The sequence below is a fragment of the Paenibacillus lutimineralis genome (assembly GCF_003991425.1).
In the GTDB taxonomy this organism is placed as follows: Bacteria; Bacillota; Bacilli; order Paenibacillales; family Paenibacillaceae; genus Fontibacillus; species Fontibacillus lutimineralis.
Genome location: NZ_CP034346.1, coordinates 121,722 through 140,882, shown reverse-complemented (window position 1 = coordinate 140,882; position 19,161 = coordinate 121,722). Strand labels below are relative to the sequence as shown.

The 19,161-nt window shown below is 46.2% G+C and carries 15 protein-coding genes; 2 read left to right on the top strand and 13 right to left on the bottom strand.

Annotated elements, in window-relative coordinates; translation table 11 throughout:
• Window positions 1-12 precede the first annotated feature (12 nt).
• From arcC to fdrA, 4 genes are all read right to left on the bottom strand, one after another.
• Window positions 13-981: a carbamate kinase gene (gene arcC, locus EI981_RS00630; protein WP_126994543.1), complete on the bottom strand. Its 969-nt coding sequence runs from the start codon at window positions 979-981 to the stop codon at window positions 13-15.
• A gap of 276 nt (window positions 982-1,257) precedes the next feature.
• Window positions 1,258-2,112, bottom strand: coding sequence for an oxamate carbamoyltransferase subunit AllH family protein (locus tag EI981_RS00625; protein ID WP_162616043.1), 855 nt, complete (start codon window positions 2,110-2,112; stop codon window positions 1,258-1,260).
• 47 nt (window positions 2,113-2,159) lie between these two features.
• Window positions 2,160-3,419, bottom strand: a complete 1,260-nt coding sequence (locus EI981_RS00620; RefSeq protein WP_126994539.1) for a YlbE family protein — start codon at window positions 3,417-3,419, stop codon at window positions 2,160-2,162.
• Window positions 3,420-3,445: 26 nt separating this feature from the next.
• Entirely contained in the window at window positions 3,446-5,197 is a 1,752-nt protein-coding gene (gene fdrA, locus EI981_RS00615; protein ID WP_126994537.1) for an acyl-CoA synthetase FdrA, read from the bottom strand.
• A 206-nt stretch (window positions 5,198-5,403) separates the two neighbouring features.
• Here fdrA and EI981_RS00610 point away from each other — a divergent pair, with 206 nt between their 5' ends.
• Window positions 5,404-6,657, top strand: coding sequence for a stalk domain-containing protein (locus EI981_RS00610; RefSeq protein ID WP_127004208.1), 1,254 nt, complete (start codon window positions 5,404-5,406; stop codon window positions 6,655-6,657).
• A 116-nt stretch (window positions 6,658-6,773) separates the two neighbouring features.
• Here EI981_RS00610 and rpmE read toward each other — a convergent pair whose 3' ends face one another.
• The 8 genes from rpmE to rpoE form a co-directional block, all read right to left on the bottom strand.
• Complete coding sequence (gene rpmE, locus EI981_RS00605; RefSeq protein ID WP_126994535.1) at window positions 6,774-6,971, bottom strand: 50S ribosomal protein L31; 198 nt, start codon at window positions 6,969-6,971, stop codon at window positions 6,774-6,776.
• Between the two features lie 109 nt (window positions 6,972-7,080).
• Entirely contained in the window at window positions 7,081-8,349 is a 1,269-nt protein-coding gene (locus EI981_RS00600; RefSeq protein ID WP_126994533.1) for a radical SAM family protein, read from the bottom strand.
• Between the two features lie 192 nt (window positions 8,350-8,541).
• Entirely contained in the window at window positions 8,542-9,882 is a 1,341-nt protein-coding gene (rho, locus tag EI981_RS00595) for a transcription termination factor Rho (RefSeq protein ID WP_126994531.1), read from the bottom strand.
• Between the two features lie 128 nt (window positions 9,883-10,010).
• Window positions 10,011-11,264, bottom strand: coding sequence for a UDP-N-acetylglucosamine 1-carboxyvinyltransferase (locus EI981_RS00590; protein ID WP_126994529.1), 1,254 nt, complete (start codon window positions 11,262-11,264; stop codon window positions 10,011-10,013).
• A 210-nt stretch (window positions 11,265-11,474) separates the two neighbouring features.
• Complete coding sequence (fba, locus tag EI981_RS00585; RefSeq protein ID WP_126994527.1) at window positions 11,475-12,329, bottom strand: class II fructose-1,6-bisphosphate aldolase; 855 nt, start codon at window positions 12,327-12,329, stop codon at window positions 11,475-11,477.
• 199 nt (window positions 12,330-12,528) lie between these two features.
• Window positions 12,529-12,906 carry a response regulator gene (locus EI981_RS00580; protein WP_126994525.1) on the bottom strand — a complete coding sequence of 126 codons (378 nt, stop codon included), beginning with the start codon at window positions 12,904-12,906 and terminating at the stop codon, window positions 12,529-12,531.
• 161 nt (window positions 12,907-13,067) lie between these two features.
• The gene (locus EI981_RS00575) at window positions 13,068-14,669 is read right to left on the bottom strand and encodes a CTP synthase (protein ID WP_126994523.1); all 1,602 of its coding nucleotides are present in this window, start codon (window positions 14,667-14,669) and stop codon (window positions 13,068-13,070) included.
• A 594-nt stretch (window positions 14,670-15,263) separates the two neighbouring features.
• The gene (rpoE, locus tag EI981_RS00570) at window positions 15,264-15,824 is read right to left on the bottom strand and encodes a DNA-directed RNA polymerase subunit delta (protein ID WP_126994521.1); all 561 of its coding nucleotides are present in this window, start codon (window positions 15,822-15,824) and stop codon (window positions 15,264-15,266) included.
• A gap of 439 nt (window positions 15,825-16,263) precedes the next feature.
• Here rpoE and EI981_RS00565 point away from each other — a divergent pair, with 439 nt between their 5' ends.
• Window positions 16,264-17,409 (top strand): S8 family peptidase, encoded by a 1,146-nt coding sequence (locus EI981_RS00565; protein ID WP_126994519.1) that lies wholly within the window; start codon window positions 16,264-16,266, stop codon window positions 17,407-17,409.
• Window positions 17,410-17,480: 71 nt separating this feature from the next.
• On the opposite strand, the gene argS is transcribed toward EI981_RS00565, so the two are convergent.
• Complete coding sequence (argS, locus tag EI981_RS00560) at window positions 17,481-19,160, bottom strand: arginine--tRNA ligase (protein WP_126994517.1); 1,680 nt, start codon at window positions 19,158-19,160, stop codon at window positions 17,481-17,483.
• Window position 19,161: the final 1 nt, after the last annotated feature.

The window sequence follows — 19,161 nt, the reverse complement described above, 5'->3', positions numbered from 1 at the left end:
GTATGCACCTTTCTATGCGAGTTTGTGATTCATTGAATCTGCATTTGGAACTAACCAAGTACCTGATTTGCCTTCCAGTGCATCTTGCAATTTATCAATTGAAGTAATGATGACATTCTTGCCGCCATTCTTCAAGAATAGAATCGCCGCTTCGATCTTAGGACCCATGCTACCTTTCGGGAACTGACCCTCATTTAGGTAGCCAATAGCCTCATCCAGCGTAATACGATCTAGGTTCTTCTGGTCCGGCTTACCGAAGTTAACTGCAACTTGAGCAACACCAGTCAGAATGAACAAATAATCAGCTCCGATCTCTGCAGCAAGCAAAGCGCTGGCAAAGTCCTTATCCACAACCGCTTCCACACCTTTAAGCTGTCCGTTCTCCTCTACGACAGGGATTCCGCCCCCGCCCACAGTAATAACCGTCAAGTCTTGGGATAGCAGTGCTTCAATGGCTTCCTTCTCAACAATCTTGGAAGGAATCGGTGATGGAACAACATGTCTGTAACCCCGGCCGCTGTCCTCAACATAAGGGAAAGCTCCTGCCTCAGCAAAAGCCTTATCCAAACTTTCCTTCGTATAGAAAGGACCGATTGGCTTGGTTGGATGATTGAATGCTGGATCGTCCGCATCAACTTGCACTTGCGTTACCAACGATACAGCCTTCTTGTCCAATCCGCGTCTAGCCAGCATATTTGTAATCGTTTGCTGAATTAAATAACCTAAATTCCCTTGCGATTCAGCCCCATATACGTCGAGAGGAAACATTGGAATAACATCGGCGGACATTTTCGCCTTAACTAATGAATTACCTACTTGCGGTCCATTGCCATGTGTGACAACAACTTGATGTCCTTGTGCGATCATATCAACAATGGGTTCACAACTTGTTAATATATTCACTTTCTGCTCGGCAATAGTGCCTTTTTGACCCTCTTGGATGATGGCGTTTCCACCAATTGCAATAAGCATTTTACTCATAATAACCTCTCCATATTGAAACTAAATAAGATAGCTATCTATACCTTAATCATACGTACGAAAATCCCTTAAATCTAATCAAAAGTTCATTAAAATAATCGGCAATTCAGCTTCAAAAAAATAAAATAAACATAACAAAAGTTGTTATAAACGGTCGCTTTCCCTTAGTGTGAATGAAGGGAGCACAGAAACAATATTTAGGGCGAGTTATGAGAATTCTGAACTCGTAGCTGAACGACTCTCTCCCGTAACCCGCCCCTTAGCTGCATTACAAATCTATAACAATCCACATGACATGATGGCAAATGAAAGTCCGAAATACGTATCCATCCCAGAACTACTGCCTACATCTAATAAAGCCGTTGCACATTCTTCGAAATCATAATCCGGTTCATTCAGCAGCGCGGCAAGTAAATCCAGAATTACTGTGCTGAAATAGCCGTCGCATGCGCTGTAATAATAGTTGGCACTAACCTGTGTCGTTAAGCTAGGTAGCTTCCCCATAATTCTGCTTATCGCCCAGGATACCCCGGAGTCTGCCTTGCCGAGTATTCGCTCGATCGCCATAATACCAACGAGGAAGTCGTCGCCGCTTGGCGTCAACCCTTGCCCCCGACCGATAAAATATTTGATCAAGTCGATATTCATCTCATGACCCGGTTCTTTGATGGCCTGTGATAAAGTTAATAAACGGCGCTCCAGGTCCGAATTTGCCTCCCGGGTCTCAAGCAATGCCAACGCATCATTTAAGGTCAAACCTAGTCCCAGCTCTTTGTTCATGCTTGTGGCTAAATCACGCATCTTCGGAGCCCATTCAGATAACCGAAGGTCCGGTTGTGCCCGCAGCTTCAAAGAACAATCGAAGGAATCCATCAATGAGATGTGAATGTGAACATTGCAGTTCGTAAATGAGAGCTGCTGCTTCTCGCGGTTCCACACAACCTCCTCGCCGATGAATGTCTCAGCAAGCAGACGATCATATAAATACGACTCGATGTGGATGCCGAATGGTACTCCATTGCCATATTCCGTTCCTACAAAGACAAGATTTTTACCGAAGGCTATATTAAGTCCATTGGTAAATATGCTCTGAACAACTCCAAAGCTCCTCGTCTGGCTCAGAAAAAACATAGATGCGCTATACCGCCCTCTAGATATGAACGTAGCTGGATAGAGCATTAAACTTCAATTCCCATTTTCTCCGCATAGGCGATCAACGCCTTCTCGAAACAACCGAACGGAACACGAACCGTACCTGCGCCAACCTGGCCTACGCCTGCTTGTTTATGCGCAATACCGGTATTAATGATCGGTGTAATTCCTGTCTCTACGACTTTGCGGATGTCGATTCCCAGACAAGTGCCTTGGAAGTTCCATGTAGGAATAGCATAGTTGGAATTGTAAGCAATACAAATTTCGCTCATCTCATTGCTGATTGCCAGCGCATCATCAAATCCGCCTGCACCAACAAAACGGGTTACCCCAGGAGCTGCTACCATCGCCATAGCACCGACACCAAATGTCTCAGTGATTGCGGAGTCACCCATATCTGGGTTCGCATCATCTTGAGTATAGCCAGTAAAGAATAGACCTTCCGGTGTATTAACAGGAGCTGTAAACCATTGGTCGCCAAGTCCTGCCACACGGATACCGAATTCATGACCATTACGTGTCATTGCGGTCACGATCGTACCGTATTCGATTGTACGAGAAGCATCCATAGCCGCTTTTGCCGAAGCCATCATAATGTTCAAGAAGAACTGGTCGGTATCAGCAAGGAACTTCATAACATCATGCTTCGTCTTCTCATCCAAATCAACGATCGTCAGGTAAGGAGCGACTTCTTTGAGGAATACAAGCGATGCAGCAATATTACGTTGGTGGAATTCGTCGCCCATTGTAATTGCCTTACCAATAATAACGTTCACGTTCAATCCGCCATCCATCAATTTCAGAACCTTGGACAACGTTGGAGCGAGTACGTCTCTCATCCAGTTCAAACGGTTGATAACTTCTTCGCTATAAGCGCCAAAACGAAGCACTTTACCAATACCCTCGTTCATCGTGCAGTAAGCACGGTTGCCATGCTCTTTGTTCTCAACAACCAATACAGGCATATTGGCAGACGTGATTCCACCCATCGGCCCTACAGCAGATACATGATGGCAAGGAATGAATTGGACTTCTCCGCCCTCCAACATTTTCCGTGCCTCGGTCTCATCAGCAGCCCAGCCTTCAAACAAGACAGCGCCGACACATGATCCTTTCATTGGATCTGTCATATTATCCCACTTCATTGGCGGGCCTGCATGAAGCAAAACTTTCCCGTTCAGTTCAGGAATGACCGATTTCGCTGGAACAACGTCCAATAGGAATGGTTGTGAATTTTTAATTTTCTCAATGACCGCTTGATTGGCCTCATCAATGGTTGAATACATTCTCATCACCCCATGTTTTATTTTTCTTACATTTTATTGAGGATGCTCAATATCTTTCTCAACTTCTCGTTGCCGCCAGCTACCGGTCTCCAATCGAACTGGACAACGCGGCTGCCTTCTGTCTCCAGATTGTCAGCGAAGCTGCTCAGACCAATATTGATAACACGAGGCTTGGAATCGAGCAATTGCTTCAACTCTTCGGATGGTGCAGCAACAGTTACGTTAGGCAGATCTGCCTCTTGAACCGGAAGCTCTCTTGAGCCCACTTGAACTTCATGACCAATAATATGAAGTGCAGTACGTACAGCACTGAAGTTGCTGTCTGTAATAATTGCGCCAGCTTCTTGCATCAGCTTCAATTGCGTATCATATCCCTGAGGATCGTTCTTCGTTCCGCAAATAGAGCCTACAAAATACAACTTACGGCCTTCGTTCGCCGCTTCTGCGATTGCTCTCTTCACAACTTTGGATAGAGGAGTAGCCATATCTTCATGCGAGCCATAACCCAACACAAGATCAAACAGAATAACCGCAACATCGGATTGCTTAGCCACCTTCTCAATGAATTGGAAGCGAGTAGTTCCATCGATCATGGGGTGAGGACGGCCTTGCGTATACATATCATCACCAAGGTCAATGACTTCATGACCATCATATTGCAGCAAATATCCTTCATCATGTTTATTGTCCTTGGCCGCATGAAGGGATTCCTTCATGATCGTAGCTGCTTCATAAGCAAGCGTACCGCCCGTATACAGACCACGGATTTTCGTCTGACCTGATGCCAGTCCAAGATCTGCAGGCAATGCAGCTTCAGGCGCTACTTCCAGCTTGGACCCTTTTGCCAATTCAACCGCCATAATCGCTGCTTCTTCAAGCGTATGAGCAAATTTAATGGTCGGCAAATACGATTCAGGCTTCTCGCCCATAAAGATAGCTACAACTGGCTTACCGATATTCGCCAACAATGCTACTACTTGTTCGCGTACTTTCGGTGCTGGTGGTTTAGAAATAACAACCACTACTTCTGTATCTGCGTTGTTAGCAAGAGCACGGATTCCATCCAACATCGTAGTCGCTTCAATCTCCTCAGACAGGTCGCGTCCACCAGTTCCAAGCGCATGGCTGATACCCGCACCCATCTTGTCAATCAGCGTAATTACTTCTTGAATTCCTGTACCAGAAGCACCAACCACACCGATATTGCCTTTATTTACAACATTGGAGAAGGCGATAGGTACTCCGCTAATAACAGCGGTACCACAATCTGGTCCCATTACAATCAGGCCCTTTTCCTTCGCAAAATCTTTAACACGCTTCTCATCTTCAATCGCTACATTGTCGCTGAACATGAAGACATGGAGCCCGTTTTCTAGCGCGCTCATCGCTTCTTCAGCAGCATATTTACCCGGAATCGAAATTACGGCCAGATTAGCATCCGGCATAGCCTTCACGGCACGATCCCATGTTCTAACTTTTTCTACTTTATTACTAGCAGATGCAGTTGCTTGATTCTTCAAAAATTGCTCTACTTCTTCAAGAACGGTGCTGACAATCTCTCCATTTTCAGCATCGATGGCAATGCATAGATCACTAGGTGCGGCCTTGTCGAGCTCAGGCGCGTACATCCCCGTATTTTTCATAATGTCAATGTTAGCCGGGGTTCCCATCATAACAGAAACCTGATTTACACCTTCAATACCAGACAGCTTATTGGACATAAGCATCAGACTTACGGAATCTTGATATAAGTTTGGCTTAATGATAATGTGCAGCAAGCCAATCCCTCCTAATCATGTAGTTAGCAATTACAAATTCATTGTACCTGTAGGGCCATAACAATCGCATAAATTCTAAGAGCAGTACATTAAAAATAGATAAACCGCTGTCATCCCTCTGAAACTATCAATATCAGGAAAATATTGATATATTTATAGAGTATAGTCTCGAAGGATTTGGTAGAGGGAGGAAGTTGATTTTGAAAATGAAAAAACTTGGGACACTACTATTAGGAGTCTCCTTATTCGCTGCTACCCTGTCAGGTTCATATCCAGCAAGAGCAGAAGCGGCATCATCAGTACAAATTTTGCTTGACGGTTATCCATTGTCCTTCTCTGGAGAACCTATAGTACTCAAGGGAACAACTATGGTACCTTTCCGTTCGATCTCCGAAGCGTTAGGTATCGAAGTGACCTGGAATCAGACACAGAAGACCATTACAGCAATCAAAGGTACGGGAGATGATTCAGTTCAAGTTGTGCTTACACTGAATAACCCAGAGGCAATCGTGAATGACTCTTCCGTCAAACTGGCTGTTGCCCCTATATCACAGAACGGCACCACATTGATTCCGCTCAGCTTCTTTAGCCAACAATTTGGTGCCAAAGTAGGATGGAACCAAGCAAGCCGCACAGTATCAATCACTTCACCACCGAAGAAGATGTATACGCTCGGCTTCTATGCAATCTCTTCATTCTCCGATGTAAATGCGGTTCCTGACTTTAACGCTATATCTTATGGGTGGAGCAGGATCGATGAGGATGGGAAGTTTACTACTAAAGGGAACGTATTTCAAATCCCTCCGGCTGCCGGTGATATAACTCCTGAAGTTCTAGTTAGCGATGCAGCCAAGGCAGATACAACTCCTTATCTGATGGTCTACTCGAGTGATGTCAAGGGGGAATTAACAAAAATCATTGAGGATCAAGCCTACAGGGAACAAGCGATAGCAGACATGGTTCAAGCGGCTAATGATTACAAGTTTCAAGGAATCATGCTTGATTTCGAAGGTTTAGGACTAACAACGGACAAGGAATTAACCCGTTCCTCCTTCAACACCTTCGTCAAGCAACTTGCTACAGCGACAAAAGCGGCTAACTTGAAATTATCGCTGGCTCTGCATCCGCTTAATTCCTCCTATAAAGGATATGATTATAAAATACTCGGTCAATTCGCGGATGAACTCATCATCATGGCGTACAATTATGAAGGCGGCAGCTCCAAGAAGCCAGAGCCGGTTGATAAAGTGAACGAAGCGATTACGTTGGCTCTGAAAGAGACCGATAAATCCAAGCTGATCCTTGGGTTGAATATGGATAATGAGGATGAGAACTCCGTCAACACTTTGATTGGACTTGCCAAACGTTATGATCTGAAGGGCATCGCCATTTGGCGGCTCGGTATTGTTAATAAGAATGAGTGGAACTCCATTTATAACACAGTTGAATTTAAATCGTAAAAAACACATCATCTATTCAGGCACTTTTACATTTCGTTGTAAAAAGAAAAATCCCCTGTCCTATATTATGGACAGGGGATTTGCATTTATGCAATTCGCTGCTAAGCAGCTTTCTCTTACATGCCGTATTTCTTTTTGAATTTATCCACACGACCACCAGCATCCACAAATTTTTGCTTACCTGTGAAGAATGGATGGCAGTTGGAGCAAATTTCAACGCGTAGATCTTGTTTTACGGAACCTGTTTCAAAGGTATTGCCGCAAGCGCAAGTTACCGTAGTCACGTGGTATTTCGGTTGAATTGCTTCGTTCATGACTTTCACCTCTTTCCGCCCTGCACCTCATGCGTGTACAGAGTTATAATGGCAACAAAAAAAATTATAGCATGCTGCTGTTCACTATGCAATCACAATAAATGTGAGATTACCATCTTACCTTCGCCCTTGCCAGTTCAGCTGGGGGCACATGCGTATAAGATCCGATGACAACATCAGGCAGCTCCGCTTGGAATATTTCAATGGCCTGCTTCATACCGAGAATATCGCCTTGTGCCTTAGGGATAAGCTCTAGATAGCTCTCTGGATCAATGTTCAGATTCCGCAATTGAATCAGCTTCAAATCCGTACGGCGGGCAAGTTCAACCATCGCCTCGATCTCTTCCTCCCGATCAGTTACCCCAGGGAATATTAAATAGTTGATGGAAGTATAGACACCTTGGCTAGCTGCATATTTCAGTGATTTCTCTACATTGGCTAGTGTGTAGCCCCGCGGCTTATAGTATGCATTGTAATGATCATCCAGAGCGCTAATCGTACTGACTCGCATCAGGTCCAACCCAGCATCAACAATACCACGGATATGGTCGGATAACCCCGCATTCGTATTAATGTTAATATAGCCCATATTGGTCTGACGCCGTACTTCACGGATTGCCTCAATAATCAGCTTAGCCTGCGTGGACGGTTCTCCTTCGCAGCCCTGGCCAAAGCTAATAATCGATTCTGGAGTTTTCAGATGCTCTAGCATAATTTCAACCAATTCATCAACACGCGGACGGAAATTCATTCGCGTCTGCGGGGAGACAAATCCGCTATCATCTGGCTGCTCCGAGATGCAGCCAAAGCAACCAGCATTGCAAGAATAGGAGACAGGGACTGCCCCCTCCCAACGATTCAGAAAAGTGTTGGAAGCAGTCAAGCACTCATATCCTAAAGCGCAATTCGAGAGATGCTCATAAAGACGATTATCCGGATATTTCGCTTTTAGAGCCTTCACATTATGTTTTAACTCTAGCGGATCGCAATTCAGTGGATTCCATTTCTCAGGATCATCTGATCGCCGAGCCGTTACATAGAACTGCCCATCCTTCCACACTACAGCCGAATAGCCAAATAGCGGCAGCTTGTATTCTTTATCTGTCTTCACGTAACCAGGGAGACATAGCCTTGTATATCCTTGTGGAAGGAGCGCTCCCACGGCTTGAACATCACCTTGGAGCGGAAGCATCTCACCCGAATCTGGATCCATTCCAATCGGACGTGTACAGGGAAGACCTACTAGTGTAGCCCCCTCCGGCAGTGGAATTAATTCATCCTCCATGATCTCTACGATCATATCAGCACTGCGGGCCAAGCCATACAATGACGGGTGATCGTAAACCTGTCCTTGCGCATCAGCATATACTAAATACATGTTGTTCTCCTCTTCAGAATAACTCTCTTGGGGAAGTTCAATGCTTACGAGCTGTTTTCAACGAAAACATATAGCTCCGCTTCTCAGCTTTATTCAGCTAAAGCGCTATGAAAAAGCACATCATAAACATAAACCTAGGTACAGACTTGTCGAACATTTATCAACGATTAAGGCATCGCGCAACCGCGTTTATTAAGACCCGGAATTGGACCCTGAACCCGAAGCTTGCGTCCCGCTGCGTACAGAACGGCGTGCACTGGTTCCGCCAGACGAGGTGTTATTTCCCGATGCCGATGCATCAAATGAAGCAAGAAACTCTTGATTCGTCTTAGAGTCGCGCAGTTTCTTCAAGAAACCTTCGACAAAATCATAGGAATCATTCATATTTTTACGGATCGCCCAAATGGTATCCAGTTCTTCCTTATTCAGCAGCACTTCTTCACGCCGTGTACCCGAACGACGGATATCGATCGCCGGAAAAATTCTTCTCTCCGCCAATTTGCGATCAAGATGCAGCTCCATATTACCAGTACCTTTGAATTCTTCATAAATAATATCATCCATACGAGAACCGGTGTCCACCAGCGCAGTAGCCAGAATAGTTAAGCTTCCGCCTTCTTCCACGTTCCGGGCTGAGCCGAAGAATCGCTTAGGGCGATGGAAAGCTGCCGGGTCAATACCACCGCTTAAGGTCCTACCTGATGGCGGTACAACCAGGTTATATGCTCGCGCCAGACGGGTGATACTATCCAATAAAATAACAACATCCTTCTTATGTTCCACCAAACGCAATGCACGCTGCAATACAAGTTCAGCTACTTTGATATGATTCTCAGGCAGCTCGTCAAAGGTTGAAGCGATGACTTCACCCTTCACGGAACGTTGCATGTCCGTTACTTCTTCCGGACGTTCATCAATCAACAATACGAATAGCTCAACATCTGGATAATTAGTGGATATGCTGTGGGCAATTTCTTTAAGCAGTAGCGTCTTCCCCGCTTTAGGTGGCGCAACGATCAGGCCGCGCTGTCCAAGTCCAACGGGAGCTAGCAAATCCATAATTCGCGTGGATAAATGTGTTGGGGATGTTTCAAGTACAACTTTTTCTTGTGGGTAAAGTGGAGTAAGTGCCGGGAAATGCAAACGTTCTGCAGCAATGTTAGGGCTCTCTCCATTAACGGCATTTACCTGCAGAAGTCCAAAGTAGCGTTCATTCTCCTTCGGCGCTCTGCATTTACCTGAGACTAGATCGCCGGTTCTAAGGTCAAACTTGCGAATCTGCGAGGCGGAGATGTAAATATCCTCCGTGCTAGGTAAATAGTTAATTGGCCTGAGGAAGCCATAACCCTCCGGCAAGATCTCAAGAACGCCTTCCATAAACATAAGTCCGCTCTGCTCTGCCTGAGCTCTTAAAATCGCAAAAATCAGTTCTTTCTTTTTTAATTGGCCGTAATATGGAATCTGATACTGTTTGGCCAGCTTGTACAGCTCCGTCAGCTTCATCCCTTCCAAGTCGGCAATTTGAAGATCCATGTGAAAACCACCTATTCAATTTTAATCATTTACTATCATATAATTTTGAAATCTATGAGAGCATTTTTTGTTGACACCATACTATATTATCTCCTGTTCTCAGGCAACTTATGCGGGCAGCAGGGATGTTATTCCACCTGCCGCCATACATCAGCACCCAAGGACCTAAGATTCGTAACCAAATTATCGTATCCGCGATCAATATATTCTACTCCAGATACCTCGGTAATTCCTTCTTTCACCGTTAATCCGGCAATAACTAGGGCAGCGCCAGCGCGCAAATCGGATGCCTTCACCTTAGCTGCATTGAGCAATCCGCCTTCGATTACAGCCGAACGGCCCTCTACACGGATCTTAGCTCCCATTCGTACTAGCTCCGGAACATGCTTGAAACGGTTGCTATACACGAAATCACTCAATACACTAACCCCTTCAGCTTGTGTAAGCAGACTAGTCATAGGCGACTGCAAATCCGTTGGGAATCCAGGGTATACGAACGCTTTGACGTCAACATGCTCATATTTATCGGAACCGATGACGCGAATGGATTCGTCCAATTCCTCTACAGTCACACCCATTTCTAGCAATTTAGCAGTAAGTGCCTCAAGGTGCTTAGGAATAACGCCATCTATCACTACATCGCCACGAGTTGCTGCCGCGGCTATCATATAGGTACCCGCTTGAATACGGTCAGGAATGATAGAATGCCGGCAACCTCTTAGCTTGGACACGCCTTCAATCCGGATCGTCTCCGTGCCGGCCCCTTTAATACTCGCACCCATGGAATTCAATAATGTAGCTACATCTATAATTTCAGGCTCTTTGGCCGCATTTTCGATAATTGTGGAGCCTTTGGCCCGAGTGGCCGCCAGCATAATATTAATAGTTGCGCCTACGCTGCTAACGTCCAAGTAAATCTTGGCTCCCCGCAGTTCTTTGGCATATAAATGTATGGAACCGTGTTCATTCGTTACAGTAGCGCCGAGCGCTTCAAACCCTTTGATATGCTGGTCAATTGGACGAGGCTCGAAATTACAGCCCCCTGGCAAACCGATTGTTGCCTCATTAAACCGGCCTAGCAGAGCACCCATTAAATAATAGGAAGCACGCAGCTTCTTCACAGGTCCGTTAGGCATAGGGATGGATACTACATTGGAAGGGTCAATCTTCATATAGTTGCCTTCCCACGATACGCGGGCACCTAGCTCCTCCAAAATTTCTGAATAGACCGCAACATCACTCAAATGCGGCAAGTTGTCCAACACGACTTCGGACTCCGCCAACAACGCAGCCGGAATCAGAGCAATCGCACTGTTCTTGGCACCGCTGATCGAAACCGTGCCGCGTAACGGGCGTCCGCCGCTAATCATTAATTTCTCCATAAGTTTAAGGGTCCCCCCACGTATTTTGCAGACGGGACGACTGAGCGCCCCATGTAATAAAGTAATGGAAATGGAAAGACACCGGCAAGCGCGGTGTACTCATCGTTTCCATATATATAACCGGACAGCCTTCTTGTCAAAGGCTGTCCTATTTGTTAACAAAGGCTATCTATAATCACAGCATCAAGCCAGGCTAACTCAAAACATTAGTTATGCTTTGTTGCTCGAACCGAATTCACGGATCTTGCCGACAACTGTAGCTTTGATCTCGTCACGGCCTGGAACGATATATTTACGAGGATCATATTCGTTTGGTTTTGCTGCCAAAACTTCACGAACCTTCTTCGTGAAGGAGATTTGATTCTCCGTGTTCACGTTGATCTTCGAAGTACCAAGGGAGATTGCCTTCTGAATATCGTGTGTAGGGATGCCTGTACCGCCATGAAGAACGAGCGGAAGCTTCACTTCATTACGAATTTCTTCCATTTCCTTGAATCCAAGGTTAGGCTCACCATGGTAAGGTCCATGAACGGAACCAAGCGCAGGAGCAAGAGTATCGATACCTGATTCATTAACGATGCGTACGCACTCTTGAAGGTCAGCATATTGGATGCCGCCGATTACGTCGTCTTCTTGTCCGCCTACTGTTCCTACTTCAGCTTCAACGGACACGCCTTTAGCGTGAGCGTATTCTACTACTTTCTTCGTCATTTCGATGTTCTCATCGATTGGATGATGGGAACCATCGATCATAACGGAAGTAAAGCCAGCATCGATTGCTTCTTTACATTTATCGAAGCTGGAACCATGGTCCAGATGGATCGCAACTGGAACCGTAATTTTCATGTCATGAATAAGACCTTCTACCATCTTAACAACGGTATAGAAGCCGCTCATGTGGCGTGCTGCGCCTTCGGATACGCCCAGAATTACTGGGGATTTCTCTTCTTCAGCAGCAGCAAGAATTCCTTGAGTCCACTCGAGGTTGTTAATGTTAAATTGACCTACGGCGTATTTTCCCTCAAGCGCTTTGTTCAACATGTCAGTCATGGATACTAATGGCATGGTTTCAATCCTCCTAAGGATGTTGGATTATCTAGATTTCTAGCCGACATTCACACATGTTTTATTATACCACATCGGGGCAAAAATACTATTCATGCTTTTGTATACAAAATACACAAATTATCATGTAAATAATGGTGAAATCAGCTAAAAGGAAGAAGGAACCCCGCCTATTACTTGCCGAGGTTCCTTCTGACCCTTAAAGGACGGCCCCGCCCTTTAAGTGCATATTTACTGCCGTACGTATTTCATCGATGTCGAAAGGTTTGGTGAAGTGCATCAGTGCCCCGAGCTCGGTCGCTTCCTTAATCATGTCCAGCTCGCCGTAAGCCGTCATCATGATCACTTTGATCTCAGGATTCGCTTCCTTGATATGCTTCAGAATCTCAAGTCCGTCCATTCCTGGAATCTTCATGTCAAGCAGAACTAGATCCGGCGACTCAGCACGTACAATCTCCAAGGCAATTTTGCCATTTGGTGCTTGAAACGTCATGTATCCCTCACTGCTGAATACTTCCATCAGTAAGATGCGGATACCATTCTGATCATCAACAATCAATACCTTCTTCTCATCCACAAAACAGACCTCCTACGATCCACCCAATTCATACTGAATGACTATATTCGCTTCAAATTTGTATATCCCTTCTAAAATGGAAAAAAGATACTATAAAAATCATTTGAGGCGAATATTTTGAATAGATCGTATGGTTCAAGCTGCCTATGCTAGATGTCCGATTAGGATATATGAGTGATTGCCGCCTTCACAAACTCGCGGAATAACGGCTGCGGACGATTCGGACGGGAAGTGAATTCCGGATGGAACTGTACAGCCAGGAACCAAGGATGGTTCGGAAGCTCGACGATCTCGACCAATCTTCCGTCTGGCGAAGTACCGGAAATTTTCAGACCGGCTGCTTCAATCGCTTCACGGTAAGTATTATTAAATTCATAACGATGGCGATGTCTCTCATAGACCAGTTCATCATTATAGCATTGCATAGCCAAAGAACCTTCCTGCAGTTTGCAAGGATACAAGCCAAGACGCATCGTACCGCCCAGATCTTCAATATCCTTCTGCTCTGGAAGCAGATCGATCACAGGGAATTCAGTGGATGGGTTGATCTCAGAACTGTTAGCTCCTTCAAAGCCGGCAAGTGCACGTGCATATTCTATAACAGCAACTTGCATGCCCAAGCAAATTCCAAAGAACGGAATATTGTTCTCACGAGCATAACGGATCGTCGTAATTTTACCTTCGATTCCTCGGTCTCCGAAACCGCCTGGTACGAGGATGCCGCCTATGCCTTTCAGCATTTGCTCAACATTGTCCTCGGTAACTTCCTCAGCATTGACCCAACGAATCGATACATCAGCATTCGCATCAAATCCGGCATGGGAGAGGGATTCTACAACGCTCAAATAAGCATCATGCAGAGCAACATATTTACCTACGATGGCAATCTCTACCTTCTTCTCCAGCTTGCTGATGCGGTCAACCAGATGCTCCCATTCGCTCATATCCGGTGCAGGAGTGGTCAGCTTCAGATGATTAACTACAATCTCATCTAGACCTTCTTCACGCAAATTCAAAGGCACTTCGTACAAAGTATTCGCATCGCGACACTCTACAACCGCGCTAGGATCGATATCGCAGAACAGGGCGATCTTCGCCTTCATATCTTCGGACAGCTCATGCTCAGTACGGCATACGATCACGTTAGGTTGAATACCGATGCTGCGCAATTCTTTTACACTATGCTGAGTTGGTTTGGTTTTCACTTCACCAGCGGCTTTGATATAAGGAATCAGCGTAACATGGATATACATCACATTCTCACGGCCGATTTCACTCTTAATCTGACGAATCGCCTCCAGGAATGGCAGACTCTCAATATCGCCTACTGTACCCCCGATTTCAGTAATGACTACGTCCGAGCCTGCTTCACGGCCAGCGCGGAATACCCGTTCTTTGATCTCATTCGTGATGTGAGGGATGACTTGTACCGTGCCGCCCAAATACTCGCCGCGGCGTTCTTTACCAATAACAGAAGAATAGATTTTGCCGGTCGTAACATTGCTGTTCTTCGACAGGTTAATATCAATAAACCGTTCATAATGGCCCAGATCAAGGTCAGTCTCGGCGCCGTCATCGGTAACAAACACTTCACCGTGCTGATAAGGGCTCATCGTTCCCGGGTCCACGTTGATATAAGGGTCAAATTTCTGAATCGTTACTTTCAATCCTCTGTTCTTGAGCAGTCTTCCCAATGATGCAGCCGTAATCCCTTTACCTAATGAAGAAACGACCCCACCTGTCACGAAAATATATTTTGTCACAGTCCAAAAACCTCCTAAATTTGTACGGGTTCAAAAAGTCAGTCATATCAGAAGTCCGGGCTGAATTCATGATAAGTGGAAATCAGCAACCAGGTACGTTTAACGATGAAAATGACCTTTGAACAACCTATGAACATTACTAACAATTCCCTGGCGACTATAGATCAATATAGCGTAACCCATTTAGCGTAAAAACATAGCCAAATGGGCATAAAAAAACAAAAAAGTGACACCCGAACAACGTCGGGGCACTTTTATATAAAATACATTATTTATGGTTGAATCATAAGCCCATGCAATAGTTTACTCGTTACCTTAGCCCCTGTCAAGTGAAGGAGGAAGGTAAAATATTCGAAGTTTCTCTCTCTTTAAGAGGTAGTTCAAAAAGTCCGCTTTTGATCACGAAGTTTATACTGAAAGTTTTATTCGGCGTCGAATCTCGAATTCAGCCGGGCCTTCCGGTGCTCGTGTACCAACTACGTACACTCCGCTCCTCATGCCCTAGCTTCATCCAACCTTCTCGGTGCTGAAAACCGAACTTTTTGAACACGCACTTTATTAGGCAGTTCAAAAACTCCTCTGGATCATGCGCTCTTAGTCTTTGTCGCTATAATCTTCTTCCTCAGACTCGTCATCCGCTGGATCCTCTTCTTCGTCATCCATATCTTCCTCATCCAGAAGCGAGTCATCTTCCACAGCCTCAACGTCTTCTTCTTCGTCATCATCTGCAAACAAGTCCTCATCAGAATCCTCGTCGGCTGCATCATAATCGTCGTCCTCTTCGGAGTTGTAACCATCTTCTTCCTCTTCAACGAAGTCGTCATCCAGATCATCATCTTCGTCATTAATGATACGAGGACGTTTGCCACTGCTAACTGCATCCTCAGACTTCTCAAGCGGATACCAGCGCTTCAGACCCCAAAGATTGGTGCCAACACAAGCGAAACGGCCGTCGATATTAATCTCCGTATACAGTTGTGCAATAACGTCGCTAATTTCCTCCTCAGACATTCCACGAATCTTAGCAACTTCATTCATTAGGTCACGATAATAATACGGCGTATTAGCCGCCTTCAGTACCATAAAAGCCAGGTCCACCATTGGGATCTCCTGTGCTTTCTCCGAGTCAATTTTCAAATTGAGCGAATTACTCACGTTACGGACACATCCTCTCACGCAATGTTCACCAAAAAATCGAGCTTAAATATCGATTTCTTAATCTAACTTATCCATATCACAAAATAGTAAACCTTATTTAACATTAAATTGCAAGTTTTAAAATGTGTTTAAAAAGTGACCGCCCAAATATAAAAAGAGGCAGGGCTATCGCCCTGCCAACTGACTGTATCCGTTCGAAAAGGAGACCCTTATCTCCTCTCCGATGGCCCTGAAGGCCGCAGAGGGCCTTCACTTTATCCTATGTCCAGATTGCTGCATTGACACGCCGCACCTACGCCTAAGTTAGAAAAATCATCTTAACTTGACTCATTTTTCACCCCCTGCCCATTTCCTGGAAACAGGGCCCCTTCCCCATTCGAGTCCTGATGCGTTGTCATAATATACTGCAACACGCTTCGTCAGGAGGGGCTAACCAATGGACTACTCCAAATTCCTGCGATATCTGAGCGAACACCTAGACACCTCTGGAACAGGCGAGCGATATATTCTCCGCTTCGCCCAGAAATTGCAGTATAAAGAATGCTTGCGCCAGCTGCAGGATTACAAACGTCAATTCCCGGCCTTGCGGAGAGTTCGCGTCTCACCGCTATTGCAGGCCTTTTTCTGCCCTTTATCCCATAATAGCGGAAGCGTCGACACGAGATTCGGTTTAGTGCTAGAAGAGGACACCCGAATTCGTGTTCACTCTACTTCCACGGACAAAGATAAGAAAAGTCCCCAACCCTGGGGAGTGAAGCGTATCGGTGCGCAAGATGCCTGGTCCATCTCCACTGGTAACCAAATCCGCATCGGGGTCATTGATACAGGTGCAGACTTCAGCCACCCTGATCTCAGATACAGCCTGGGCAGAGGGATCAATATGTTCAACCGCGGAATGCTTCCTTACGATGATAATGGACACGGCACCCACATCGCTGGCACGATCGCCGCATCCGGCGGCTCTAGAGGAATGATGGGCGTAGCCCCCCGCTCGCTCGTCTATCCCGTGAAAGCATTCGACCATAACGGCTCCGCCTACGTCTCCGATATTATCCTCGGAATCGACTGGTGCATTAGAAACCGTATGCACATTATAAACATGAGCTTTGGAATGAAGAGTAAGAGTCAATCTCTACAAAATATTATTAGCAAAGCCCACGCAGCAGGCATCGTCGTCGTTGCTTCTTCAGGCAATGATAAGAAAACTCGAAGAATCGATTACCCGGCGCGGTATCCAAATACCATCTCCGTTGGAGCAACCGGAAAGGACGGACGTATCGCTTCATTCAGTAATTTCGGTCCCTATATTGATATCTACGCTCCTGGAGAGAAGGTTGGCTCATGCTGGCTAGGCGGAGGCTATCATGAGATGAATGGTACTTCTATGGCCACTTCTCACGTTAGCGGAGCTGTTGCTTTGCTGCTTGCGGCCCGTCCCGGACTGCAGCTGTCGGAGATTAAGAGGAAGCTGCGCCGCGCCGCACGGCCGATCCCTGCTACTGCGTCGAGGGCAAAGCCCACTGCAGGGGAGCTCAACGCGTCACGGCTGCTTCGCAATAAAAGTCGCAGTAAGTCTTCCTAATGGCTGTAATTCCCGTTAAAATCTAAAAAGGGCGATGCTGACTCTATCGAAGTCAACATCGCCTTCTATCATTACATCCGTTCCGGGGCAGACACACCGATCAGACGAAGTACATTAGCCAGCGTCGTCCGTACAGCGCCGAGCAGGGCAAGCCGTGCCGCTGTCTGCTCGTTGTCCTCCGTAATTACACGCTCCGCTCTGTAATAGCTATGAAGCTGCGCAGCCAGCTCGTACACGTAACGAACAAGACGGTGCGGGGCGAAATTATCGGCAGCGATTCCGATTTCCTCTGGTAATTCGCCAATCTTCCGCAGCAAATCATACTCATGCTCTGACGTCAGCTTGTCCAGATTCACAGAATCTGGTGTCGGAAGGGCAATCCCCTGTTCTTCAGCCTGGCGGAAAATGCTGCAAATCCGCGCATGGGCATATTGCACATAATACACCGGATTCTCATTTGAAGTGGAAATAGCCAAGTCCATATCAAAATCGAGATGAGAATCCATACTACGCATGGTGAAGAAGTAACGAATTGCATCGACACCTACTTCATCCATCAAGTCAACCATGGTGACCGCTTTACCTGTCCGCTTGGACATCTTCACTTTCTCGCCGTCCTGGAACAAGCTGACCATCTGCGCGATTAGAACCGTCAGCTTCTCAGGGTCCTTGCCCAGCGCCTGCATAGCCGCTTTGACCCGCGGAATATAACCATGGTGATCGGCGCCCCAAATATTGATCATCCGGTCGTAGCCACGATCATACTTATTCCGGTGGTAGGCGATATCAGGAGTCAGGTAAGTATAGGTGCCGTCATTCTTCACGAGCACGCGATCCTTGTCGTCGCCATATGGCGTCGTCTTAAGCCATGTAGCTCCCTCTTGTTCATAGGTCATTCCTTTGGAACGAAGCTCATTTAGCGCAGCTTCAACCTGTCCGTCCGCATAGAGGGATGTCTCACTGAACCATTCATCGAAGCTGACCCGGAAGCGTCCCAGGTCGCGCTTGATCTTGTCCAGCTCTTTGTTCAAGCCGTATTTACGCAAGAACTGTCCACGTTCCTCTGGAGCCATCGACATCAATGCATCGCCCTGCTCGGCAACCAATTCTTTGGCAAAGCCCTTAATATCCTCACCGTAATAACCATCCTCTGGCATTTCTGCATCCTGCCCGAGTTCCTGCAAATATCTTGCTTCGATCGATTTGCATAGATTAACGACCTGGTTCCCGGCATCATTAATATAATACTCCCGAGTTACCTTATATCCAGCGAAATCGAGTACATTACAGAGTGCATCGCCTACAGCAGCTCCGCGGGCATGGCCTAGATGCAGGCTGCCTGTTGGATTGGCGCTGACAAACTCCATTTGAATTTTCTGCCCTGCCCCTTTATCCGTACGACCATAATCCTCACCTTGACGGTAGACCTGTTCAATAATCGGGAACAGATAGCTCTTGCTCAGTGTGAAATTGATAAAGCCTGGACCCGCAATCTCTGCCTTGACGATTCCCGCCTTGTCATAATCCAAATGCTCGATAATCGCTTCAGCAATCTGGCGAGGGTTCCGCTTGGCGATTCGGGTTAATTGCATCGCAGCATTCGTTGCCAGGTCGCCATGTGCCTTATCCTTCGGAACTTCCAATACTACTGCCGGAATCTCCTCCCCCGCTGCCAGACCAGCGGCGCTAATCGCCTCGAAAATGGCTTCTTTTAAATCCTGATTCACCTGTTCTAATGGATTGAGTGTCATC

Coding starts and splice junctions, on each gene's coding strand:
- arcC (WP_126994543.1), bottom strand. CDS start 981: ATGAGTAAAATGCTTATTGCAATTGGTGGAAACGCCATCATCCAAGAG.
- EI981_RS00625 (WP_162616043.1), bottom strand. CDS start 2,112: ATGTTTTTTCTGAGCCAGACGAGGAGCTTTGGAGTTGTTCAGAGCATA.
- EI981_RS00620 (WP_126994539.1), bottom strand. CDS start 3,419: ATGTATTCAACCATTGATGAGGCCAATCAAGCGGTCATTGAGAAAATT.
- EI981_RS00610 (WP_127004208.1), top strand. CDS start 5,404: ATGAAAAAACTTGGGACACTACTATTAGGAGTCTCCTTATTCGCTGCT.
- rpmE (WP_126994535.1), bottom strand. CDS start 6,971: ATGAACGAAGCAATTCAACCGAAATACCACGTGACTACGGTAACTTGC.
- EI981_RS00600 (WP_126994533.1), bottom strand. CDS start 8,349: ATGTATTTAGTATATGCTGATGCGCAAGGACAGGTTTACGATCACCCG.
- rho (WP_126994531.1), bottom strand. CDS start 9,882: ATGGATCTTCAAATTGCCGACTTGGAAGGGATGAAGCTGACGGAGCTG.
- EI981_RS00590 (WP_126994529.1), bottom strand. CDS start 11,264: ATGGAGAAATTAATGATTAGCGGCGGACGCCCGTTACGCGGCACGGTT.
- fba (WP_126994527.1), bottom strand. CDS start 12,329: ATGCCATTAGTATCCATGACTGACATGTTGAACAAAGCGCTTGAGGGA.
- EI981_RS00565 (WP_126994519.1), top strand. CDS start 16,264: ATGGACTACTCCAAATTCCTGCGATATCTGAGCGAACACCTAGACACC.
- argS (WP_126994517.1), bottom strand. CDS start 19,160: ATGACACTCAATCCATTAGAACAGGTGAATCAGGATTTAAAAGAAGCC.